The sequence below is a fragment of the Rhodobacter capsulatus genome (assembly GCF_052363185.1).
GTDB classification, from domain to species: domain Bacteria; phylum Pseudomonadota; class Alphaproteobacteria; order Rhodobacterales; family Rhodobacteraceae; genus Rhodobacter; species Rhodobacter capsulatus_E.
This window is the reverse complement of sequence record NZ_CP198955.1, coordinates 1426890-1445189: the sequence shown is the minus strand read 5'-3', so window position 1 is coordinate 1445189 and position 18300 is coordinate 1426890. Positions and strand designations below refer to the sequence as shown.

16 protein-coding genes are annotated in these 18300 nt (G+C 66.4%); 4 read left to right on the top strand and 12 right to left on the bottom strand.

Annotated features, from left to right (window positions below; genetic code table 11):
• Nucleotides 1-34 precede the first annotated feature (34 nt).
• Both ACTTAG_RS07260 and ACTTAG_RS07255 read right to left on the bottom strand, forming a co-directional pair.
• Nucleotides 35-802 carry a gamma-glutamyl-gamma-aminobutyrate hydrolase family protein gene (locus ACTTAG_RS07260; protein WP_444464840.1) on the bottom strand — a complete coding sequence of 256 codons (768 nt, stop codon included), beginning with the start codon at nt 800-802 and terminating at the stop codon, nt 35-37.
• 87 nt (nt 803-889) lie between these two features.
• A complete protein-coding gene (locus ACTTAG_RS07255) occupies nt 890-1318 on the bottom strand; it encodes a SufE family protein (protein WP_444464839.1) in 429 nt (142 codons plus the stop codon).
• A 157-nt stretch (nt 1319-1475) separates the two neighbouring features.
• On the opposite strand from ACTTAG_RS07255, the gene ACTTAG_RS07250 reads away from it, so the two are divergent.
• Nucleotides 1476-1970 carry a hypothetical protein gene (locus ACTTAG_RS07250; protein WP_444464838.1) on the top strand — a complete coding sequence of 165 codons (495 nt, stop codon included), beginning with the start codon at nt 1476-1478 and terminating at the stop codon, nt 1968-1970.
• A 57-nt stretch (nt 1971-2027) separates the two neighbouring features.
• On the opposite strand, the gene ACTTAG_RS07245 is transcribed toward ACTTAG_RS07250, so the two are convergent.
• Nucleotides 2028-3908 carry an elongation factor G gene (locus ACTTAG_RS07245; RefSeq protein ID WP_444464837.1) on the bottom strand — a complete coding sequence of 627 codons (1881 nt, stop codon included), beginning with the start codon at nt 3906-3908 and terminating at the stop codon, nt 2028-2030.
• A 139-nt stretch (nt 3909-4047) separates the two neighbouring features.
• Between ACTTAG_RS07245 and metZ the strand changes: the two genes are divergently transcribed.
• The 3 genes from metZ to ACTTAG_RS07230 all read left to right on the top strand — a co-directional run bounded on the left by metZ (nt 4048) and on the right by ACTTAG_RS07230 (nt 9002).
• Nucleotides 4048-5247 carry an O-succinylhomoserine sulfhydrylase gene (metZ, locus tag ACTTAG_RS07240; protein WP_444464836.1) on the top strand — a complete coding sequence of 400 codons (1200 nt, stop codon included), beginning with the start codon at nt 4048-4050 and terminating at the stop codon, nt 5245-5247.
• Nucleotides 5248-5393: 146 nt separating this feature from the next.
• Nucleotides 5394-6485 (top strand): GTP cyclohydrolase FolE2, encoded by a 1092-nt coding sequence (folE2, locus tag ACTTAG_RS07235; RefSeq protein ID WP_444464835.1) that lies wholly within the window; start codon nt 5394-5396, stop codon nt 6483-6485.
• A gap of 165 nt (nt 6486-6650) precedes the next feature.
• Entirely contained in the window at nt 6651-9002 is a 2352-nt protein-coding gene (locus ACTTAG_RS07230; RefSeq protein WP_444464834.1) for an ATP-dependent helicase, read from the top strand.
• Nucleotides 9003-9241: 239 nt separating this feature from the next.
• Here the strand turns inward: ACTTAG_RS07230 and rnd are convergent, their stop codons facing one another.
• The 9 genes from rnd to ACTTAG_RS07185 all read right to left on the bottom strand — a co-directional run bounded on the left by rnd (nt 9242) and on the right by ACTTAG_RS07185 (nt 18299).
• Nucleotides 9242-10396 (bottom strand): ribonuclease D, encoded by a 1155-nt coding sequence (gene rnd / locus ACTTAG_RS07225; protein WP_444464833.1) that lies wholly within the window; start codon nt 10394-10396, stop codon nt 9242-9244.
• A 362-nt stretch (nt 10397-10758) separates the two neighbouring features.
• Nucleotides 10759-11349: a phosphoribosylglycinamide formyltransferase gene (purN, locus tag ACTTAG_RS07220; RefSeq protein ID WP_444464832.1), complete on the bottom strand. Its 591-nt coding sequence runs from the start codon at nt 11347-11349 to the stop codon at nt 10759-10761.
• The gene (gene purM / locus ACTTAG_RS07215) at nt 11346-12392 is read right to left on the bottom strand and encodes a phosphoribosylformylglycinamidine cyclo-ligase (protein ID WP_444464831.1); all 1047 of its coding nucleotides are present in this window, start codon (nt 12390-12392) and stop codon (nt 11346-11348) included. Before purM ends, purN begins: the two co-directional genes overlap by 4 nt.
• A 78-nt stretch (nt 12393-12470) precedes the next feature.
• Nucleotides 12471-12944, bottom strand: a complete 474-nt coding sequence (locus ACTTAG_RS07210; protein WP_444464830.1) for a GFA family protein — start codon at nt 12942-12944, stop codon at nt 12471-12473.
• 10 nt (nt 12945-12954) lie between these two features.
• Complete coding sequence (locus tag ACTTAG_RS07205) at nt 12955-13533, bottom strand: gamma-glutamyl kinase (RefSeq protein ID WP_444464829.1); 579 nt, start codon at nt 13531-13533, stop codon at nt 12955-12957.
• A gap of 69 nt (nt 13534-13602) precedes the next feature.
• Nucleotides 13603-15003: a UDP-N-acetylmuramoyl-L-alanine--D-glutamate ligase gene (gene murD / locus ACTTAG_RS07200; RefSeq protein ID WP_444464828.1), complete on the bottom strand. Its 1401-nt coding sequence runs from the start codon at nt 15001-15003 to the stop codon at nt 13603-13605.
• A gap of 383 nt (nt 15004-15386) precedes the next feature.
• The gene (locus tag ACTTAG_RS07195; protein ID WP_444464827.1) at nt 15387-15740 is read right to left on the bottom strand and encodes a hypothetical protein; all 354 of its coding nucleotides are present in this window, start codon (nt 15738-15740) and stop codon (nt 15387-15389) included.
• A 25-nt stretch (nt 15741-15765) separates the two neighbouring features.
• On the bottom strand, nt 15766-16848 hold the full coding sequence (gene mraY / locus ACTTAG_RS07190; protein WP_444464826.1) for a phospho-N-acetylmuramoyl-pentapeptide-transferase: 1083 nt from the start codon (nt 16846-16848) through the stop codon (nt 15766-15768).
• Nucleotides 16848-18299: a UDP-N-acetylmuramoyl-tripeptide--D-alanyl-D-alanine ligase gene (locus ACTTAG_RS07185; protein WP_444464825.1), complete on the bottom strand. Its 1452-nt coding sequence runs from the start codon at nt 18297-18299 to the stop codon at nt 16848-16850. The genes mraY and ACTTAG_RS07185 overlap by 1 nt, the downstream gene beginning before the upstream one ends.
• Between the last annotated feature and the right edge of the window lies 1 nt (nt 18300).

Sequence of the window (18300 nt, the reverse complement as noted above, 5' to 3'; positions counted from 1 at the left end):
TTTTCTTGGCCCAAATACGCCCTTTCGCCGCCCGTCACCGGCGCGCGGCGGCAAAGCTGCGCACGGCCTCGCCAAAGGCCCGAAACAATGGCCGCGACACCGGATCGTTCTGCGCGTTCCATTCGGGATGCCATTGCACCGCCAAGGTGAAGCCCGTTGCATCGGCCACATAGATCGCCTCGGGCGTGCCATCCTCGGCCCGGCCCTCGATCACGATGCGGGCCCCGGGCTGACAAATCCCCTGCCCGTGCAAGGTGTTGGTCACCACCTCCTCGGCACCGAAGAGCGTCGCAAAACGCCCGCCCGGGGTCAGCACGACCTTGTGGCGCAGCGCGAAGGCCTCTTCCAGCGTGCCCTCGGGCGGCATGCGGTGGTTCATCCGGCCGGGCAATTCGCGGATTTCGGGGTGCAGCGTGCCGCCCATCGCCACGTTCACCTCCTGAAAGCCGCGGCAGATGCCGAAAAAGGGCTGCCCCGCCGCGACGCAGGCCCGCACCAGCGGCAGCGTGATCGCATCGCGGGCGCGGTCGAAGGCGCCGTGTTTCTCGGTTTCCGCGTGGCCATATTCCGAGGGATGGATGTTCGGCCGCCCGCCGGTCAGCAGAAAGCCGTCGCAGACCTGCATCAGCTCCGCGACCGAGACCATCGTCGGATCGGCCGGAATGAGCAGCGGCAGACAGCCCGCGACATTGGCCACGGCACAGGAATTCATCTGCCCGCCCTCGTGGATCGGATAGCGGTCGTTGATCAGCCCGCGATTGCCGATGATCCCCACGACCGGACGATGTCCGCTCTTGTCCATGTCACGCTCCTTTCGCGAAAACGTAGCAAAGCCACGTCCTTGCGCAAAGGGGGAAGGCCCGCGCAGGATCTGTGCAAAGGTGCAGGGTCAGGCGGCGGCCGCCTCGGCGGCCAGTTTGCGGATGCGCTCGACCATCGCGGCCAGACCGTTCGAGCGCTGGCTCGACAGATGTTCGTTCAGACCCAGCCGCCCGAGTTCCGCCTTCGCCTCGACCGCGCCCACTTCGGCGACGGTCAGCCCCGCGTAAAGCGCATGCAACAGCGCAATCAGCCCCTGCACGATCATCGCATCGGACGCGCCTTCGAAATCGAAGATCGCCGCGGGTCCGGTGCCCGTGATGCGCGGCATCAGCCAGACCTGTGACGCGCAGCCCTCGACCTTGGTGGCGGGCACTTTCAGCGCATCATCCAGCGCGGGCAGCGCCTTGCCCAGTTCGATCACATGGCGGTAGCGATCTTCCCAATCGTCAAGGAAGTCGAAGGTTTCGGCGATCTCTTCGAAAGCGGGGCTGGCCATCGGAAACTCCTGCGTTTTCCCTTGCCTAGCCTTCGCGCGGCGGCGCGGCAAGAGCCCAGCGGCGGGGCACGCAAGCGCCGGGCCAAACGCCGCTTTTCAAACCGGGCCGGATCGGCTACCCAAGGCAGGACCGACCCAAGCCCGTCTGAGGTGCCCGATGTTCCTGCGTCTTCGCCCCGCCCCCGTGGCCCTTTCGCTTGCGCTGGCCGTGGCGCTTTCGGGCTGCGGCATCGGCAAGTCGAAGCTGAACCCGTGGAACTGGTTCAAGCATGAAGAGGTGATGACGCTGGAGCCGAAGGACGGCTATCCGGATGTCACCGAAGATCCGCGCGAATTGATCGCGCAGGTCACCGCGCTGGAGGTGCGCCCGACCCAGGGCGGCGCGATCGTGGCCGCCACCGGCCTGACGCCGACGCAGGGCTGGTGGGGGGCCGAGCTTCTGGCGGAAAACGACGGCAAGCCGGTCGAGGGCGTGATGACCTATCGCTTCGTCGTCGCCTGGCCCGATCCGGGCAGCCCGGCCGCAGGGCGCGTCAGCACCCCGCAATCGCGCGAGGTGACGGCGGCGGCCTTCATCCCCAATGTCCGGCTGAACGAAGTGGCAAAAGTCGTCGTCGTGGGCGCCGACAACCAGCGCGCGATCAGCCGTTAAGCCCGGCATGGCAAAGGGCGGCCCCGCAGGACCGCCCTTTTTCGGTGCATCCGCCGCTCAATATTGCTCTTCGTAGTGATCGAGCGTCGCGGTGAAGCTGGCCGTGCCGCGCGTCGCGCCGCCCAGCGACTGGAACAGCTCGGGCAAGGACGAGGCGGGCATCAGCGCCTCGAAGAGATCCCAGCCCTTGGCGGCCGGATCGGCTTCAAAGCCCAGCACCTGCCCCTTGAGCCCGGACACCAGCGGCGAGAGCCCGCCCGCATAGGTCGAAGGGACCGAAATCACCACTTTCGAGACCGGCTGCAGAACGACGGTGCCAATCTCCGCCATCGCCTCGCGCAGCGCCATCTTGCCCGCGGTGCGGAAAGCATGGTCGGAACTGTCCACCGCATGATGCTTGCCGTCGGACAGGTTCACCGCAAGGTCGACGACCGGATGACCCTTGGGCCCCGCCGCCAGCGCCTCGCGCGCGCCCGCCTCGACCGAGGGGATGTAGTTGCGCGGCACCGCGCCGCCCTTCACCGTTTCGCTGAAGCGGAAGCCCTCGCCACGGGCGAGCGGGCTGACCTCGATCACCACATCGGCAAATTGCCCCGCCCCGCCCGATTGCTTGCGGTGCCGGTATTGCTTTTGCGCCGTGCCGGTGATGGTTTCGCACAAAGCCGCGACAAGCGGCGCGGTGGCCAGTTTCAGGCCGAAATCGGCGTCGAGTTTTTCCAGCACCCGGCGCAGATGCAGCGGGCCCTGCGTGCCCAGAACCGTCTTGCCCGTCGCCGGATCGGTGCCAAGGCTCAGCCCCGGGTCGATTTCCAGCAATTTCGGCAGCGCCGCGGCCAGCCGGGTCTCGTCGCGCTCGCTTTCGGGTTCAAGGATCAGCCGGTGGTTCGCCGGATGCGCCGCCATCCAGTCGGGATTGGGCAAAAGCCCCTCGGCGGTGTAAAGCGGGCCGCTCAGGCTCAGGTGATCGGTCTTCACCGTCAGCCCGATTTCGCCCGGCTGCAGCGCGCCCAGCTGGGTCTTGCCATCGACATCGACGATCGAGCCCACGGCCGCCCCGCAGAGCTTCGCCCCGGGCGCGACCCCCTCGGCCAGCGCGCGGATCAGCACCGTCTTGCCCAGATGCTTGACCGTATCGGCCAAGGCGCCGACCGCCAGCGCGCCCACGCGGTCGCGCGTCTCGGCCACGCCCGGCACTTCGTGACGCAGGCTTTTCATCAGCCGCATCATGCCGTTGCCATGGCTGGCCGAGCCCAGCAGCGCGGGCAGAAGATCGTGGTGCTGCAGCACCTTGGTCGAGACCTCATAGACCTCTTCGGTCATCGGGGCCTGATCCTCGATCAGTTCGGTCAAAAGCGTCTCGTCGAAATCGGCCAGATGTTCGAGCAGTTCCGCCCGCGCCTCGGTTTCGCGCTCGCGGATTTCGGCGGGCAGTTCCATCAGCGAGGACCGGGCGTGATCGTGATATTCCCAGGCGCGTTCGGAAATCAGATCGACCGCGCCGATCACATGGCCATCCTTGCGGATCGGGATCTGCCGCAGCACGATTCCATGCGGGCAAAAGGCTTGCAGCGCCGCCACGATTTCACTGGTGCGGTCCTGCGCGATGTCGATCTTGTTGATGAAGATGAAGGTCGGCAGGGCAGCGGCCTCGACCAGCCGCAGATAGGGCGCACAGAGCACCGCGGCCTCGGTCTCGGCGGGCACGCACAAAACGACGGCATCCGAGGCGGCCAGCATCGGGCCAAGCTGCGGCAGGTGATCGGCGCCCCCGGGCGCATCCAGAAGCGCCCAGTCTTCCCCCATGAAAGCGAAACGCGTCACCGCGGTCTCGCCGAAAAGCGTGTGTTTGCGCGGTTTGGCCCCTTCGAGCGTGGCCAGCGCCCCGGCAAGCGTGGTCTTGCCGGCCTGCGATGGGCCTACGATGGATACGACTTTCATTGGGCACCTCCTCGGGTCTGTTGCGCCCGTCATTTTGGGGCGCATGTGATTCTCTTAGCCGCTTGGCACGCCCCCGGCCTTGACCCATGCCAAACAGCGCCTTATCCGGGGAGTTTCCGCACAGCCCCGGGAGGCAGAGATGAGCGAGTGGCGCACACGCACGAAACTGGTCCACGAGGGCATCCGGCGCAGCCAGTTCGGCGAGATGGCCGAGGCGCTGTTCCTGACCCAAGGGTTCATCTACCCCTCGGCGGGCGCGGCCGAGGCGCGCTTCATCGAGGCCGGTGAGGATGAATTCATCTATGCCCGCTACGGCAACCCGACGACGCGGATGTTCGAAGACCGGATGGCCGCGATCGAGGGCACCGAGGATGCCTTTGCCTGTGCCTCGGGCATGGCGGCGATCAACGGCGCGCTGACCTGCATCTTGAAGGCGGGCGATCATGTCGTGGCGGCGCGGCAGATGTTCGGCTCCTGCCTGCATGTGCTGAAGGTGCTGGCCGGTTTCGGGGTCGAGGTGACGCTGATCGACGGCGCGGATCTGGGCAACTGGCGCGCTTCGGTCAAGGCGAACACCAAGATCTGTTTCTTTGAAAGCGTGTCCAATCCGGGGCTTGAGGTGATCGACATCAAGGGCGTGGCGGAGATCGCCCATGCGGTCGGCGCCCTTGTCGTGGTCGATAACGCCTTTGCCAGCCCGATCTTTTCGCGCGCGGTCGATCTGGGCGCCGATGTCATCGTCTATTCGGCGACGAAACACATCGACGGCGGCGGCCGGGTGCTGGGCGGGGTTGTCTGCGGCACGCGCGACTTCATCCGCGGCCCGCTCGAAACCTATGTCAAGCACACCGGCGGCGCGATGAGTCCGTTCCATGCGTGGTTGCTGCTCAATGGTCTGCAGACGCTCGATCTGCGGGTGCGGGCGCAGGCGGCCTCGGCCAAGGCCGTCGCCGAGGCGATCGAGGGTCATCCGCATCTGAACCGGGTGATCTATCCGGGGCTGCCCAGCCATCCGCAACATGCGCTCGCCATGGCGCAGATGGGCGCGGGCGGCACGATGCTGGGGATTGATTTCGAGGGCGGCAAGGACATCGCCTTCCGTTTCCTGGATGCGCTGGATGTGGTCAGCATTTCGAACAACCTGGGGGATGCCAAGTCGATCGCGACGCATCCGGCGACGACGACGCACAAGAACCTGAGTGACGAGGATCGCGCCCTGATCGGCATCACCCCCGGTCTGGTGCGGATTTCCTTTGGCATCGAGGATACGGCCGATCTGGTCGAGGATATCCGCTCGGCGCTGGAAGTCGCGCTTGGCGAATGCGGCGAGGCGGGGTGAGACCGGCGGCGCCCGGGTCGCGCGGCGGGAATTTTCGTTCCTGACGATTTCCCGGGCTCTTTCGTCGTTTCTTGTGCAACTTCGGTTGGACTTTCCGCGTCTCACTCCCATATCGAATTTTGCGCGACAGGCGAAAGGGAGACGCCATGAACATCCACGGACGCATCGACACGCCCGACGCGGGCGAAGCCAAGGCCGCCCTTGAGGTTCTGCGGGCTTTCGTGGCGCAGGCCCATCCCGCCGAGGTGGCGGGGCTGGATCCGGCCATCGCCCGTCTTTTCACCCCGGCGCCCGGCGCCTATCCGGAACTCGCGCGCAGCTATGACGCCGACTTCCGCCCCGATGACGCCTACAAGGCCGCGATGCCCGATCTGCAGAACGGTCCGGCCTCGCTGATCCGCGGCGCCAAGACCCGGATCGAGCATGTCGGCATCTCGAATTTCCGCCTGCCGATCCGCTACAAGCTGCGCGATGGCGGCGATGTGATGCTGGAAACCTCGGTCACCGGCACCGTCAGCCTTGAGGCGGAAAAGAAGGGCATCAACATGTCGCGCATCCTGCGCAGCTTCTATGCCCATTCGGAAAGCGAATTTTCCTTCGAGGTGATGGCGGCGGCGCTCGATGACTATATCGACCATCTGGAAAGCTTCGACGCCCGGCTGATGATGCGGTTTTCGCTGCCGCTGCAGGTCGATAGCCTGCGCTCGGGCCTGCGCGGCTGGCAATATTACGACATCGCGCTGGAGCTGGTCGAACAGGCGGGGGTGCGCACCAAGATCGTGCATCTCGATTACGTCTATTCCTCGACCTGCCCCTGCTCGCTGGAGCTGAGCGAGGATGCCCGCATCCGCCGCGGGCGGCTGGCGACGCCGCATTCACAACGCTCGGTGGCGCGGATTTCGGTGGTGATCGAGCCCGGCAAGACGCTCTGGTTCGAAGATCTGATCGAGATTGCCCGGGCGAATGTGCCGACCGAGACGCAGGTGATGGTGAAGCGCGAGGACGAACAGGCCTTTGCGGAACTGAACGCCGCCAATCCGATCTTTGTCGAAGATGCGGTGCGCTCTTTCGCGGCGGGGCTGATGGCCGAGCCCCGGGTGGCGGATTTCCGCGTCATCGCCAGCCATCAGGAAAGCCTGCACAGCCACGATGCGGTGGCCGTGCTGACGGAAGGCCCCACTTTCGCCAGCGCGAGCCTTGATCCGAGATTGTTCGCATCGCTTGTGCATGCCGGGTGACGCGCGGCGGAAGGCGCCCCTTCCGCCCGCGTGACCCGCGCCCCCCGGGGGATTCCGCATCGGCATCGGGTTTGCCGCGCGGGATCGTCCGGGGGGGTCGTATTTGCAGGAACAAAAATCGAACAGGCCTTGGCTTTGCCGCAACGCAAGCTATAGTGGCGCCCCATGAGCAGTATCCTTGATGATGACGATTTCGGCGGGCTGAGCCTGTCGCAACGCGCCATGATGGCGGCGCGGGGCCCTGTCGGCACGCCCTGGCTTGACGGGTTGAACGACGCGCAGCGGCAGGCGGTCGAGGCGCTCGATGGCCCGGTTCTGATGCTTGCGGGCGCGGGCACCGGCAAGACCAAGGCGCTGACCGCGCGCATCGCGCATCTGATCCATTCCGGCCGCGCCCGCCCGAACGAGGTGCTGGCCGTCACCTTCACCAACAAGGCCGCGCGGGAAATGAAGGACCGCATCGGCCGTCTGATGGGCCAGACGTTGGAGGGGATGCCGTGGCTCGGCACCTTCCACTCGGTCTGCGTCAAGCAGCTGCGGCGGCATGCGGAACTGGTGGGGCTGCGCTCGAACTTCACGATTCTGGACACCGACGACCAGATCCGGCTTTTGAAACAGCTGATCATCGCCGCGAACATGGACGAAAAACGCTGGCCCGCGCGGCAATTGGCCGGGCTGATCGACAGCTGGAAGAACCGGGCCTGGACGCCCGAGCATGTCCGCGGCGAGGAGACCGCGCATTTCAACAACCGCGGTTCCGAGCTTTACGCCGCCTATCAGGACCGCCTGCGCACGCTGAACGCCGTCGATTTCGGCGATCTGCTGCTGCATATGGTGACGATTTTTCAGCGTCACCCCGATGTGCTGCAGCAGTATCAGCGCTGGTTCAAATACATTCTGGTGGACGAATATCAGGACACCAACACCGCGCAATATCTGTGGCTGCGGCTCTTGGCGCAGGCGCATCGCAACATCTGTTGCGTCGGCGATGACGATCAGTCGATCTACGGCTGGCGCGGTGCCGAGGTGGGCAATATCCTGCGGTTCGAAAAGGATTTTCCGGGCGCGGTGGTGGTGCGGCTGGAACAGAACTACCGCTCGACCGAGCATATTCTGGCGGCGGCCTCGGGGCTGATCACGGCGAACCGCGACCGGCTGGGCAAGGAGCTTTGGACCGCCGAAAAGGGCGGCGAAAAGGTCCGGCTGATCGGCCATTGGGACGGCGACGAGGAAGCGCGCTGGATCGGCGAAGAGATCGAGAGCCTCTCGCGCGGCACCCGCGGTCTGGACCCCATCCCGTTGAACGGACAGGCGATTCTGGTCCGCGCCAGCCATCAGATGCGGGCGTTTGAAGATCGGTTCCTGACCATCGGCCTGCCCTATCGCGTCATCGGCGGGCCGCGGTTCTATGAACGGCAGGAAATCCGCGATGCGATGGCCTATTTCCGGCTGGCCGTGTCCCCCGACGACGATCTGGCCTTTGAACGCGTGGTGAACCTGCCCAAGCGGGGTCTGGGCGACAAGGCGCAGGCGATGATCCAGACCTGTGCCCGTCAGGCCGAGGCGGGTCTCGTCATGGGCGCGAAGGCCGCGCTGCAACAGGGCGCGATTGGCGGCAAGGCGGCCGGGGCTTTGCGGAATTTTCTTGACGGTATCGGGCGCTGGCATGCCGCGGTTCTGGACAATGCCGATCATGTGCGGCTGGCCGAAACCATTCTGGAGGAGAGCGGCTACACGGACATGTGGCTCGCCGACAAGACGCCCGAGGCACCGGGGCGGCTGGAAAACCTGAAAGAACTGGTCAAGGCGCTCGAAGGGTTCGAGAACCTGCAAGGGTTTCTGGAACACGTTGCCCTCATCATGGACAATGACAAGGACCAGTCCGAGGACAAGGTCTCGATCATGACCCTTCACGCGGCGAAGGGGCTGGAATTTCCGGCCGTCTTCCTGCCCGGCTGGGAAGATGGGCTGTTCCCGAGCCAACGCGCGCTGGATGAAAGCGGGCAGCGCGCGCTGGAGGAAGAACGGCGGCTGGCTTACGTGGGCATCACCCGGGCCGAGGCGCTCTGCACGATTTCCTTTGCGGGCAACCGTCGGGTTTACGGGCAATGGCAATCGCAGCTGCCCTCGCGCTTCATCGACGAATTGCCCGGCCGCCATGTCGAGGTGCTGACACCGCCCGGGCTTTACGGCGGCGGCTTCGGCGCGGCGACACAGGCGGGCTTTGGCAGTCTGGAGAGCCGCGCGACCAAGGCCGATGTCTACAATTCCCCGGGTTGGAAGCGGATGGAAAGCCGCGCCAGCACGCCGCCACGGCCCAAGGCGCGCACGGTGACGACGGTGGACAGTGTCGCCTTTGGCGTGGGCGACCGGGTGTTCCACGTCAAGTTCGGCTATGGCGAGGTGATTGATCTGGAAGGCGATACCGCCTTGATCGAATTCGACAAGGCCGGGTCGAAACATGTCAAGGCCGGGTTCCTGAAGCCCGCCGTCGGGCTGGATGACGTGCCGTTCTGAGCCCGTCGCCCGATCTGACCGAGGCCATCGCCGAGGTCACGCGACACATCTGCCCCGTGACCGCCGGGGCGCCAAAGCGTCCCGGCCAGCGCCCGCCCCGCCCATGGCTGGCGCTTCTCGCCCGCCGGGGCAGGCGCCGACCTCAGTCGTGCTTGGGCAAGCCATCTTGTGACAGATGTTGCGAAACGGGCGGGGAAAGGCGATGCCTTTCCTTCTCCGCCCGAGAGACCGTGGCCGTCTTAGACCGGCACAACCCGCACCGAGCCGCCCGCGGCAGTGAGCGCGATCTCGCCCTTGGCCAGCCGCAGCGCGTCATTGCCGAAGACATCGAGCCGCCAGCCGTTCAGCGCCGCCACATCGCGCTTGCCCGCGGCGATCCGGTCGAGATCCGAGGCGGTAGCGATCAGCTTCGCCGCCACCCCGGCCTCTTCGGATTTCGCCTTCAGAAGCACCCGCAACAGATCGGCCAACGCGGTGTTCACCTGCAGCTGCGCATCCTCATCGGGCACGCGCGGGAAATCCTCGGGCTTGGTCTCAAGCCCCGCCTTCACCGCCGCGATGATGCCCTCTGCAATGTCGCCGCGCCGCGCCTCGCGCAGCAAAAGCCGCGACTTGCCCAGCTCGTCAAGCGACACCGGCTTCGTCGAGGCCAGCTCCAGCAGCGCATCATCCTTGAACACGCGCGAACGCGGGATGTTCTTGCCCTGCGCGTAAGCTTCGCGGAACCGCGCCAGTTCGCGCACGACCGCCATGAAGCGGCCGGAATTCGTCCGCGTCTTCACCCGTTCCCAGGCTTCCTCGGGGCGGGTGATGTAGGTTTCGGGGTTCAGAAGGATCGCCTCCTCCTCCTCCACCCATTGTTCGCGGCCCGATTTCTTCAGCTCTTTCGAGAGGAACTCATAGATCACCCGCAGATGCGTGACATCGGCCAAGGCATAGGCCTTTTGCGCATCGGTCAGCGGGCGGCGCGACCAGTCGGTGAAGCGCGAGGTCTTGTCGAGCGACTGCTTGGCGATCTTCTTCACCAGCGTCTCGTAGCCGACCTGCTCGCCAAAGCCGCAGACCATCGCCGCCACCTGGCTATCAAACAGCGGCAGCGGAAAGACCCCGGCCTCGGTGAAGAAAATCTCCAGATCCTGCCGCGCGGCGTGGAACACCTTGACGGTGCCGGTGTGGCGGAAGAGGTCGTAAAGCGGTTCCAGCGACAGCCCCTCGACCAGCGGATCGACCAGAACCGCCTCGCCGTCCTTGCCGGGCAGCGCCATCTGCACCAGGCAGAGCTTCGACCAATAGGTGCGTTCGCGCAGGAATTCGGTATCGACCGTCACATAGGGCGCGGCCTTGGCGCGGGTGCAGAATTGCTCCAGAGCGTCGGTGGTGGTGATCGTCTGCATCGTGCCTTTCCCGGGGATCGCGGGGTCATCCCGCCTCTTATTCCCGTTTAGGCATTTGTCCGCACAAAGGAAAGCGGGTCATTGCAGGAATGCACAAAAGGTTGTGAAACGGGGCGCGGGTGGCAGACGACGCCGTCTTGACCGAGGCCATCGCCGAGGTCACGTGGCACATCAACCCCGTGACCGCCGGGGCGCCAAAGCGTCCCGGCCAGCGCCCGCCCCGCCCATGGCGGGCGCTTCTCGCCCGCCGGGACGGGCGCTGGCCTCTGTCATGCTTGGGGCAACGGTCGTGCGGCGGCGGTTGCGCGGCGGGCGGGGAAAGGCAGTGCCTTTCCTGCTCCGCCCGAACAAGGCATGGATACTTAGAGATCCAGACGGCTGCGATTGCCGGTCACGAAGCGGCGCAGCACGGCTGGGTAAAGCCGGTGCTCCTGCACCAGAACCCGGGCGGCGAGCGTTTCCGCCGTATCGCCCGGCTCGACCGGCACCCGCGCCTGACCCAGGATCGGGCCGTCATCCAGAACCGGCGTCACCTCATGCACGGTGCAACCGGCCTCGGCATCGCCCGCGTCCAGCGCGCGCTGATGCGTGTGCAGCCCCGGATATTTCGGCAAAAGCGAGGGGTGGATGTTCAGCATCCGCCCGGCAAAGCGCGTCACGAAATCGGGCGTCAGCACCCGCATGAAGCCCGCCAGACACAGGACATCGGGCCTGGCCGCCAGGATCGGTTTCAGCAGTTCCGCCTCGAAGGCCGCGCGATCCTTGCCGAAGGGGCGATGGTCGATCACCGCCGTCGCCACCCCCAGCCGCGCTGCCCGCGCAATCCCCGCCGCGCCCGGGTCGTTCGAGGCCACCAGAACCGGCGTCGCATGGCCCAGGCCCTGCATGTCCTCGACCAGACGCAGCATGTTCGAGCCGCCGCCCGAAATCAGGATCGCGACGCGGGTGGTCACAGGAGCTTGCCCGTATAGGCGACGCCCTGCCCCTCGGTCACGGTGCCGATCACGGTGACGCTCTCGCCCGCGGCTTCCAGAAGCGCTTGCAGCGCCGCGGCCCGGTCGGCCGAGACGACGCAGATCATGCCGATGCCGCAGTTGAAGGTCTTGAGCAGCTCGGGTTCCGCCATGTTCGCGGTCTCGGCCAGCCAGCGGAAGACCGGCGGCAGCGGCCACGCCGACAGGTCGATCGTCGCCCCAAGCCCCTCGGGCAGGACACGCGGCAGGTTTTCCGTCAGCCCGCCGCCGGTGATATGGGCGAGCGCATGCACGCCCCCCGCGCGGATCGCCGAAAGCGCCTGTTTGACGTAAAGCCGGGTCGGCGCCAGCAGCGCCTGCCCCAAGGTGCCGTCACTGAAGGGCGAGGCCGCGTCCCAGCCAAGGCCCGACAGCTCCACCACCTTGCGCACGAAGCTGTAGCCGTTCGAATGCACGCCGTTCGAGCCAAGGCCCAGAAGCACATCGCCCGCGACCACGCCCGCGGGCAGATCCGCGCCGCGTTCCATCGCGCCGACGGCGAAGCCCGCCAGATCGAAATCCTCTTTCGCATACATGCCCGGCATCTCGGCGGTTTCGCCGCCGATCAGCGCGCAGCCCGATTGCGCGCAGCCCTCGGCGATGCCCTCGATGATCGTCGCGGCCTGCGCGACCTCAAGCTTGCCGGTGGCGAAATAATCCAGGAAGAACAAGGGCTCGGCGCCCTGACAGACCAGATCGTTCACGCACATCGCGACCAGGTCGATGCCGATCGTATCCACCACGCCGGTGTCGATGGCGATGCGCAGCTTGGTGCCGACGCCATCGGTCGCGGCCACAAGGATCGGATCATTGTAGCCCGCGGCCTTGAGGTCAAACAGCGCGCCAAACCCACCCAGCCCCGAGACAGTGCCGGGGCGGCTGGTGCGTTTCGCCGCCGGTTTGATCCGTTCGACGAGCGCATTGCCCGCGTCGATATCCACGCCTGCATCGGCATAGGTCAGGCCAGTCTTGCGCTCGGTCATCGCTGTCTCCGTCGGATTCGTCGTGCGAAGCCCTAGCGCAAAGGGGGCCGGTTGAAAAGCACCGCGTGGGGGACGGGCTCAGCCCGGCTTCGCCAAGGCCGCGCGGCGGCGCTCCAGCGCCTCGGGCGACCAGACCTCGGCGCTTTTGTAGTATTCGGGAAAGACCTTCGCGCCTTCCGGGAAAACGACCCAGGGCTGCTTCGTCGACGTGAAGATATGCACATCGGGCGGACAGGCGGCGGGGGTATCGAGCGTGCCGACGCGGACAAAGGCCAGCGCCCGCCCTGCCCCGGCATAATGGCTGAAGACGGCGACGCGGCAGGCGGGACAGCGCGCAATCTCCTGCCCCTTGCCCGAGGCCGAAGGGGTCATGACGTAATCGACCGCGCCCGTCACCTGCAGCCGGTCGGTCTCGATCATCGCATTCAGCGCAAAGGCGGTGCCGGTCTCGCGCTGGCACCAGCTGCAATGGCAGGCATGGGTGATCATCGGCGCCGCGGTCAGGTGGTAGCGCACCTGCCCGCAGGGGCAGCGGCCCGTCCATTCGGTCATGCGATCCTCCTCAGTGCTGCGCCGCTTCCCACATGTCGTAGCAGCGCGCGAAACGGGTTTCATGCGCCGCCTGCAGATCCTTGGGCAGATCGAGCACGCGGCGGGGCGAGACATTCACGACGGGCAATTCCACCGGCCCGCCGAAACGATCGGCCAGAAAGACCAGGATGCGCTCCTGCGCCTCGTAGCGGAAAAGGTGCTGCACCGGGCAGCGGCCGTCCTTCAGGCTCAGGAACCGCGATTGCGAGCCCTCGGCCTCGGGGTTGCCGGGCGTCAGCATCCGGGCGATGAAATCGGCGAAACTGATCTCTGCGGTCGAGCGCGCCGTGCCCTTCAGCGCCGGGCGGGTGCGATAGCGGTAATGCGAGCCGTGCCAGTCGAGCGGATGGCGGATCACCGCCATCATCTCGTAATCGGCCTTGAGCAGCGGGCGCAGGCTGTTTTGATAGCTGGCCACGGTCATATGCTTCAGAGGCGGCGGATCGCGCAGGACAATGGCGGCGCGGGCATCCAGAGCCGCCTCGATCGCGGTGGTGCCGGTCTTGGGAACCGCGAAGAACACAAGGTTTTCGCGGGGAAACACCATCATCGCTGCGCTCTCACCTGTTGCCGGATCGGGGCGAGTATGGCGAGGCGGGCGCCGCCCCGCAAGCGCCTCTCAATCGGGCAGCGCCTGTGCCAGCGCGGTGAAATGCTCGCCGCGCTTTTCGAAATTCGGATACTGGTCGAACGAGGCCGCGGCGGGGGCCAGAAGCACGGTATCGCCGGGCTCGGCCTCCTCCGCCGCGCGGGCCACGGCGCGTTCCATCGTCTCGCAGATCTCATGATCCAGCGGCGCCAGTTCCAGCGCGAAATCCCGCCCCGAATGGCCGATGAAATAGGTCTTCTTCACCGTTCCCAGAAGCGGTTTCAGCGCCGCAACGCCGCCTTCCTTGCCCATGCCGCCGACGATCCAGCGGATGTTCTGGAAGGCCTGAAGCGCCTTGGCCGCGCTGTCGACATTGGTGGCCTTGCTGTCGTTCACATAGCGCACGCCGCGCTTTTCCGCGATGGTCTGGCTGCGATGCGGCAGCCCGCCGAAACTGTGGAACGCCTCCTCGATCAGCTTCGGCGCCAGCCCCAGGCTGCGGCAGGCGGCATAGGCGGCGCAGGCGTTCTGATGGTTATGCGCGCCGGGCAGCGCCTTGACGCCACGCAGGTCGATCGAGGCCACCTGCCGCCCCTTGCGCCATTCGGCCAGAAAGCCCTTGCGCGCAAAGACCGACCAGCCGAAATCGCCCAGTTTCTGCGCCGCGGACACCCGGATCACCCGGTCATCCTCGCGCCCCATCGCCATCTGATTGGCCAGATAGACCCCCTCGGGCTCGTCAACGCCGATCACCGCGCGGTCGGGCGCGCCTTCGGCAAACAGCCGACGCTTGGCGGCGAAATACCCCCCCATGCCGGAATGGCGGTCCATGTGATCGGGCGAAAGATTGGTGAAAACCGCGATGTCGGGGGTCAGCGCGCGGGCCAGATCGGTCTGGTAGGAGGAGAGTTCCAGCACCACCACCTCGCCGTCCTGTGGCGGGTCAAGGTCAAGGACACCGCGGCCGATGTTGCCCGCCATCTGGGTCGGGCGGCCCGCGTGGCGCAAGATATGGTGGATCAGCGCCGTGGTGGTCGATTTGCCGTTCGAACCGGTGATGCAGATGCTGCGCGGCGTGACGTCGAACTCGTCCCAGTCCGATGTCGCCCAGGAGCGGAAGAACAGCCCGATGTCATTGTCGACCGGCACGCCTGCCGCCATCGCCGCGGCGATGACCGGATTGGGGCGCGGGTAAAGATGCGGAATGCCGGGCGAGGTGATCAGCGCCGCGATGCCGTCAAAGGCGCCCGCCCGGGTCAGATCGGTGCAGGCGTAGCCCGCGGCCTCGGCCCTGACGCGGGCCTCGGGGCTGTCGTCCCACAGCACGGGCTCGGCGCCCCCCGCCCGCAGCGCCGCCGCCGTTGCAAGGCCGGACCGCCCGAGCCCCAGCACCGCGACGCGCGCGCCCTCATATCCCTGAACCGGTATCATCCGCGACCTCCGTAAGCCGCGGGGGGTTTCACACCCCCGCACCCCCGTGGGATATTTGAGCCAAGGTGAAAGGAAAAGCCCTTCTTCCCGTTTCACCTTGGCTCAAATATCCCGCAGGGGTGAATTGGGCCGCGCCAGCGGACCAAGAGGGGGGCGCGCAGCCCCCCTTCGGGGCGGCGCCGCAGGCGCCGCAACCCGCGTCGGCAGTCGCGGGCCCGGCGGCGGTTCGAAAAAAAGGCGGCGGGCGGCCCGGTCTACCCGCATTCCCGGGCCGCCGCACATCTGTTCTGACGCTGGCGCGCGTTCTGGTTGCGCGACAGCCCGTGGGGCGGGCAAGGCCCCGGGATCATCGGGGCGGCGACGCCCCCGCCGATGTCAGGGGCTCAGCGCTTCTTCAGCGCATAGCCCGCGATCGCGACGAAGCACAGCACCACCGCGCCCGCGAAGGCCACCGGCGCCAGGCCCGGCTGGGTCATCGCGAAGATCAGCGCGACGATGTTGAGCATCGCCAGGAACACCCAGACCGAGGTGCGGGCGCGTTCGGCGGTCATCGGGCGCGTGTCGGCGCCGACGATCACGTCAAGCACCTTGCACAGCGCCAGCGTGCCGACGGTCAGCGCGAAGACCGGGCCCCAGCCCAGCGTCAGATTGCTCATGCCGGTCAGATCGGCAAAGAACACGAGGAACGGCAGCAGCAGCGCCGTGACTTTCAGCGGGTCCGTGAAGTTCTTGATCATGCGGGTCTTCCTTCCTTTTCAAGGGTCAGCGGATCTTCAGCGTGGCAAGGCCGATGAGCGCAAGGATCAGGGAGACGATCCAGAAACGGATCACGATCTGCGGTTCGGCCCAGCCCTTCTTCTCGAAGTGGTGGTGGATGGGTGCCATCAGAAACACCCGTTTGCCGGTGGCCTTGAAGTAAGCCACCTGAATGATGACCGAGAGCGCCTCGACGACGAACAGCCCGCCGACGATGCCCAGAACAAGTTCGTGCTTGGTGCAGACGGCGATGGCGCCCAGCGCGCCGCCGAGCGCAAGGCTGCCGGTGTCGCCCATGAACACCGCCGCGGGCGGCGCGTTATACCAAAGAAAGCCCAGCCCCCCGCCGATCAGCGCGGCGGTGAAGACGAAAAGCTCCCCGGTGCCGGGCACGAAATTGACGCCCAGATATTGCGTGAAGTCGGCGCGGCCCACCACATAGGCGATGGCGCCAAGCGTGGCCGCGGCGATCATCACCGGCATGATCGCCAGACCATCGAGCCCGTCGGTCAGGTTCACCGCATTGGCGGCGCCGACGATGACGAACATCGCGAAAGGCACGAAGAAGATGCCAAGGTTGATCAGCACATCCTTGAAGACCGGCAGCGCCAGCATGTTGGTCAGTTCCGGCGGATGCATCAGCGCGGCAAGAACCGCGGCCAGCGCGGCCAGCGCCAAGCCGAGCGCCATGCGCGTGCGCCCCGAGACGCCCTTGACGTTCTGTTTCGTCACCTTGGCGTAATCATCGGCAAAGCCGATCGCGGCATAGCCATAGGTCACGCCCAGCACGATCCAGACATAGCCATTGTCCAGCCGCGCCCAAAGCAGCGTGGACACCAGCAGCGCCGAGAGGATCAGCAAGCCCCCCATCGTCGGCGTGCCCGCCTTGGCGAAATGGGTGGCGGGGCCGTCGTCGCGGATCGGCTGGCCCTTGCCCTGCTTGCGGCGAAGCATGTTGATCAGGGGCCGCCCGAACAGGAAGCCGAAGATCAGCGCGGTGAAGAAGGCCCCACCGGCGCGGAAGGTGATGTAGCGGAAGAGGTTGAAGAAATCGCCCCCGTCCGAAAGGTTCGCAAGCCAGTAAAGCATTACTCTTTTCCCTTGAAGGCCTCTGCCGCACCGGGCTGACCAAGTTTTCTGAGCGCGTCAACCACCAGCGAAACTTTCGAGCCTTTCGATCCTTTTACCAGCACCACATCCCCGGCATCGACCAGATGCGGCGCGCGGGTGGCCAGATCCCTGGCGGTTTCGACCCATTCGCCCCGCTTTTCCCGCGGCAGCGCTTCGTGAAGCGCCCGCATCCGCGGTCCGGCCAGATGCACGATGTCTATCGATACCATTGCGGGCAAATCGGCAATCGCGGCATGAAGCCGCGCCTCCTCGGGGCCCAGCTCCAGCATGTCGCCCAGAATGGCCACCCGGCGCCCCCGTTTGACCCGCCCCACCCCGTCGCGCGGGGCCTGTCCGGCGAGCACCTCGAGCCCCGCTTCCATCGAGGCGGGATTGGCGTTGAAGGCATCATCAAACAGGTCGAAGCTTTGCGCTTCGTCAATCAGGTCAAGCCAGATTCGCTCGCGCGTGCCGCGCCCGGCGGGGGGGGTCCAAAGCCCGATGTCAAGTGCCGCCACGGCCGGATCGGCGCCCACCGCCCGCGCCAGGGCAAGAACCCCCAAGGCATTGTTCGCAAAGTGCTTTCCGGGCGTCATCACCTTGAACAGCATGGGCCGTCCGGCCTGTTCGGCCTGCACGATCGTGGCATCGCCCGCGATCTTGGCGCTGACCAGACGGTAGTCCGATCCGGGCGCGGGACCGAAGGTCACCACCTGCCCGGCGCGCGCCTTTGCCGCAGCCAGAAGGATCGGCGTCGTCGCAAGGCCCGTGGGCACGACGGCGGTGCCGCCGGGCTCCAGACCGTCGAAGATCGCGGCCTTTTCATGGGCGATCTGATCGAGGTTTTCGAAGGCCTCCAGATGCGCCGCGGCGACCGTGGTGATCATCGCGGCATGGGGTCGCGCCATCTTGACCAGAGGCGAAATCTCCCCCGGGTGGTTCATGCCGATCTCGATCACCGCGAAATCGGCCTCGGCGGGCATCCGCGCCAGCGTGATCGGCACGCCCCAGTGGTTGTTGAAGGACGCTTCGGCGGCATGGACGCGGCCTTGCGCCGAGAGAACGGCGCGCAGCATCTCCTTGGTCGAGGTCTTGCCGACCGAACCCGTCACCGCGATCACCTGCGCGCGGGTGCGCGCCCGGCCCGCGCGGCCCAGATCTTCGAGCGCCGCCAGCACATCGGGGACCAGAAGCAGCGGATCTTCCTCGGAACAGCCGTCAGGGATGCGGCTGACCAGCGCGCAGGCGGCGCCCTTTTTCAGCGCGTCGGCCACGAAATCATGGCCGTCGCGCGCGTCTTTCAGCGCCACGAACATTTCGCCCGGGCGGATCGAGCGGGTGTCGATCGACAACCCCGTCGCCATGAAGGGGCGCGTCGCCCGGCCGCCGGTGGCAACGGCGGCGTCGATCGAGGTCCACAAAACGGCCATG

What these genes read in the sequence shown, in the direction of transcription:
- ACTTAG_RS07260 (WP_444464840.1), bottom strand. Translation starts at nt 802, where the DNA reads ATGGACAAGAGCGGACATCGTCCGGTCGTGGGGATCATCGGCAATCGC.
- ACTTAG_RS07255 (WP_444464839.1), bottom strand. Translation starts at nt 1,318, where the DNA reads ATGGCCAGCCCCGCTTTCGAAGAGATCGCCGAAACCTTCGACTTCCTT.
- ACTTAG_RS07250 (WP_444464838.1), top strand. Translation starts at nt 1,476, where the DNA reads ATGTTCCTGCGTCTTCGCCCCGCCCCCGTGGCCCTTTCGCTTGCGCTG.
- ACTTAG_RS07245 (WP_444464837.1), bottom strand. Translation starts at nt 3,908, where the DNA reads ATGAAAGTCGTATCCATCGTAGGCCCATCGCAGGCCGGCAAGACCACG.
- metZ (WP_444464836.1), top strand. Translation starts at nt 4,048, where the DNA reads ATGAGCGAGTGGCGCACACGCACGAAACTGGTCCACGAGGGCATCCGG.
- folE2 (WP_444464835.1), top strand. Translation starts at nt 5,394, where the DNA reads ATGAACATCCACGGACGCATCGACACGCCCGACGCGGGCGAAGCCAAG.
- ACTTAG_RS07230 (WP_444464834.1), top strand. Translation starts at nt 6,651, where the DNA reads ATGAGCAGTATCCTTGATGATGACGATTTCGGCGGGCTGAGCCTGTCG.
- rnd (WP_444464833.1), bottom strand. Translation starts at nt 10,396, where the DNA reads ATGCAGACGATCACCACCACCGACGCTCTGGAGCAATTCTGCACCCGC.
- purM (WP_444464831.1), bottom strand. Translation starts at nt 12,392, where the DNA reads ATGACCGAGCGCAAGACTGGCCTGACCTATGCCGATGCAGGCGTGGAT.
- ACTTAG_RS07210 (WP_444464830.1), bottom strand. Translation starts at nt 12,944, where the DNA reads ATGACCGAATGGACGGGCCGCTGCCCCTGCGGGCAGGTGCGCTACCAC.
- ACTTAG_RS07205 (WP_444464829.1), bottom strand. Translation starts at nt 13,533, where the DNA reads ATGATGGTGTTTCCCCGCGAAAACCTTGTGTTCTTCGCGGTTCCCAAG.
- murD (WP_444464828.1), bottom strand. Translation starts at nt 15,003, where the DNA reads ATGATACCGGTTCAGGGATATGAGGGCGCGCGCGTCGCGGTGCTGGGG.
- ACTTAG_RS07195 (WP_444464827.1), bottom strand. Translation starts at nt 15,740, where the DNA reads ATGATCAAGAACTTCACGGACCCGCTGAAAGTCACGGCGCTGCTGCTG.
- mraY (WP_444464826.1), bottom strand. Translation starts at nt 16,848, where the DNA reads ATGCTTTACTGGCTTGCGAACCTTTCGGACGGGGGCGATTTCTTCAAC.
- ACTTAG_RS07185 (WP_444464825.1), bottom strand. Translation starts at nt 18,299, where the DNA reads ATGGCCGTTTTGTGGACCTCGATCGACGCCGCCGTTGCCACCGGCGGC.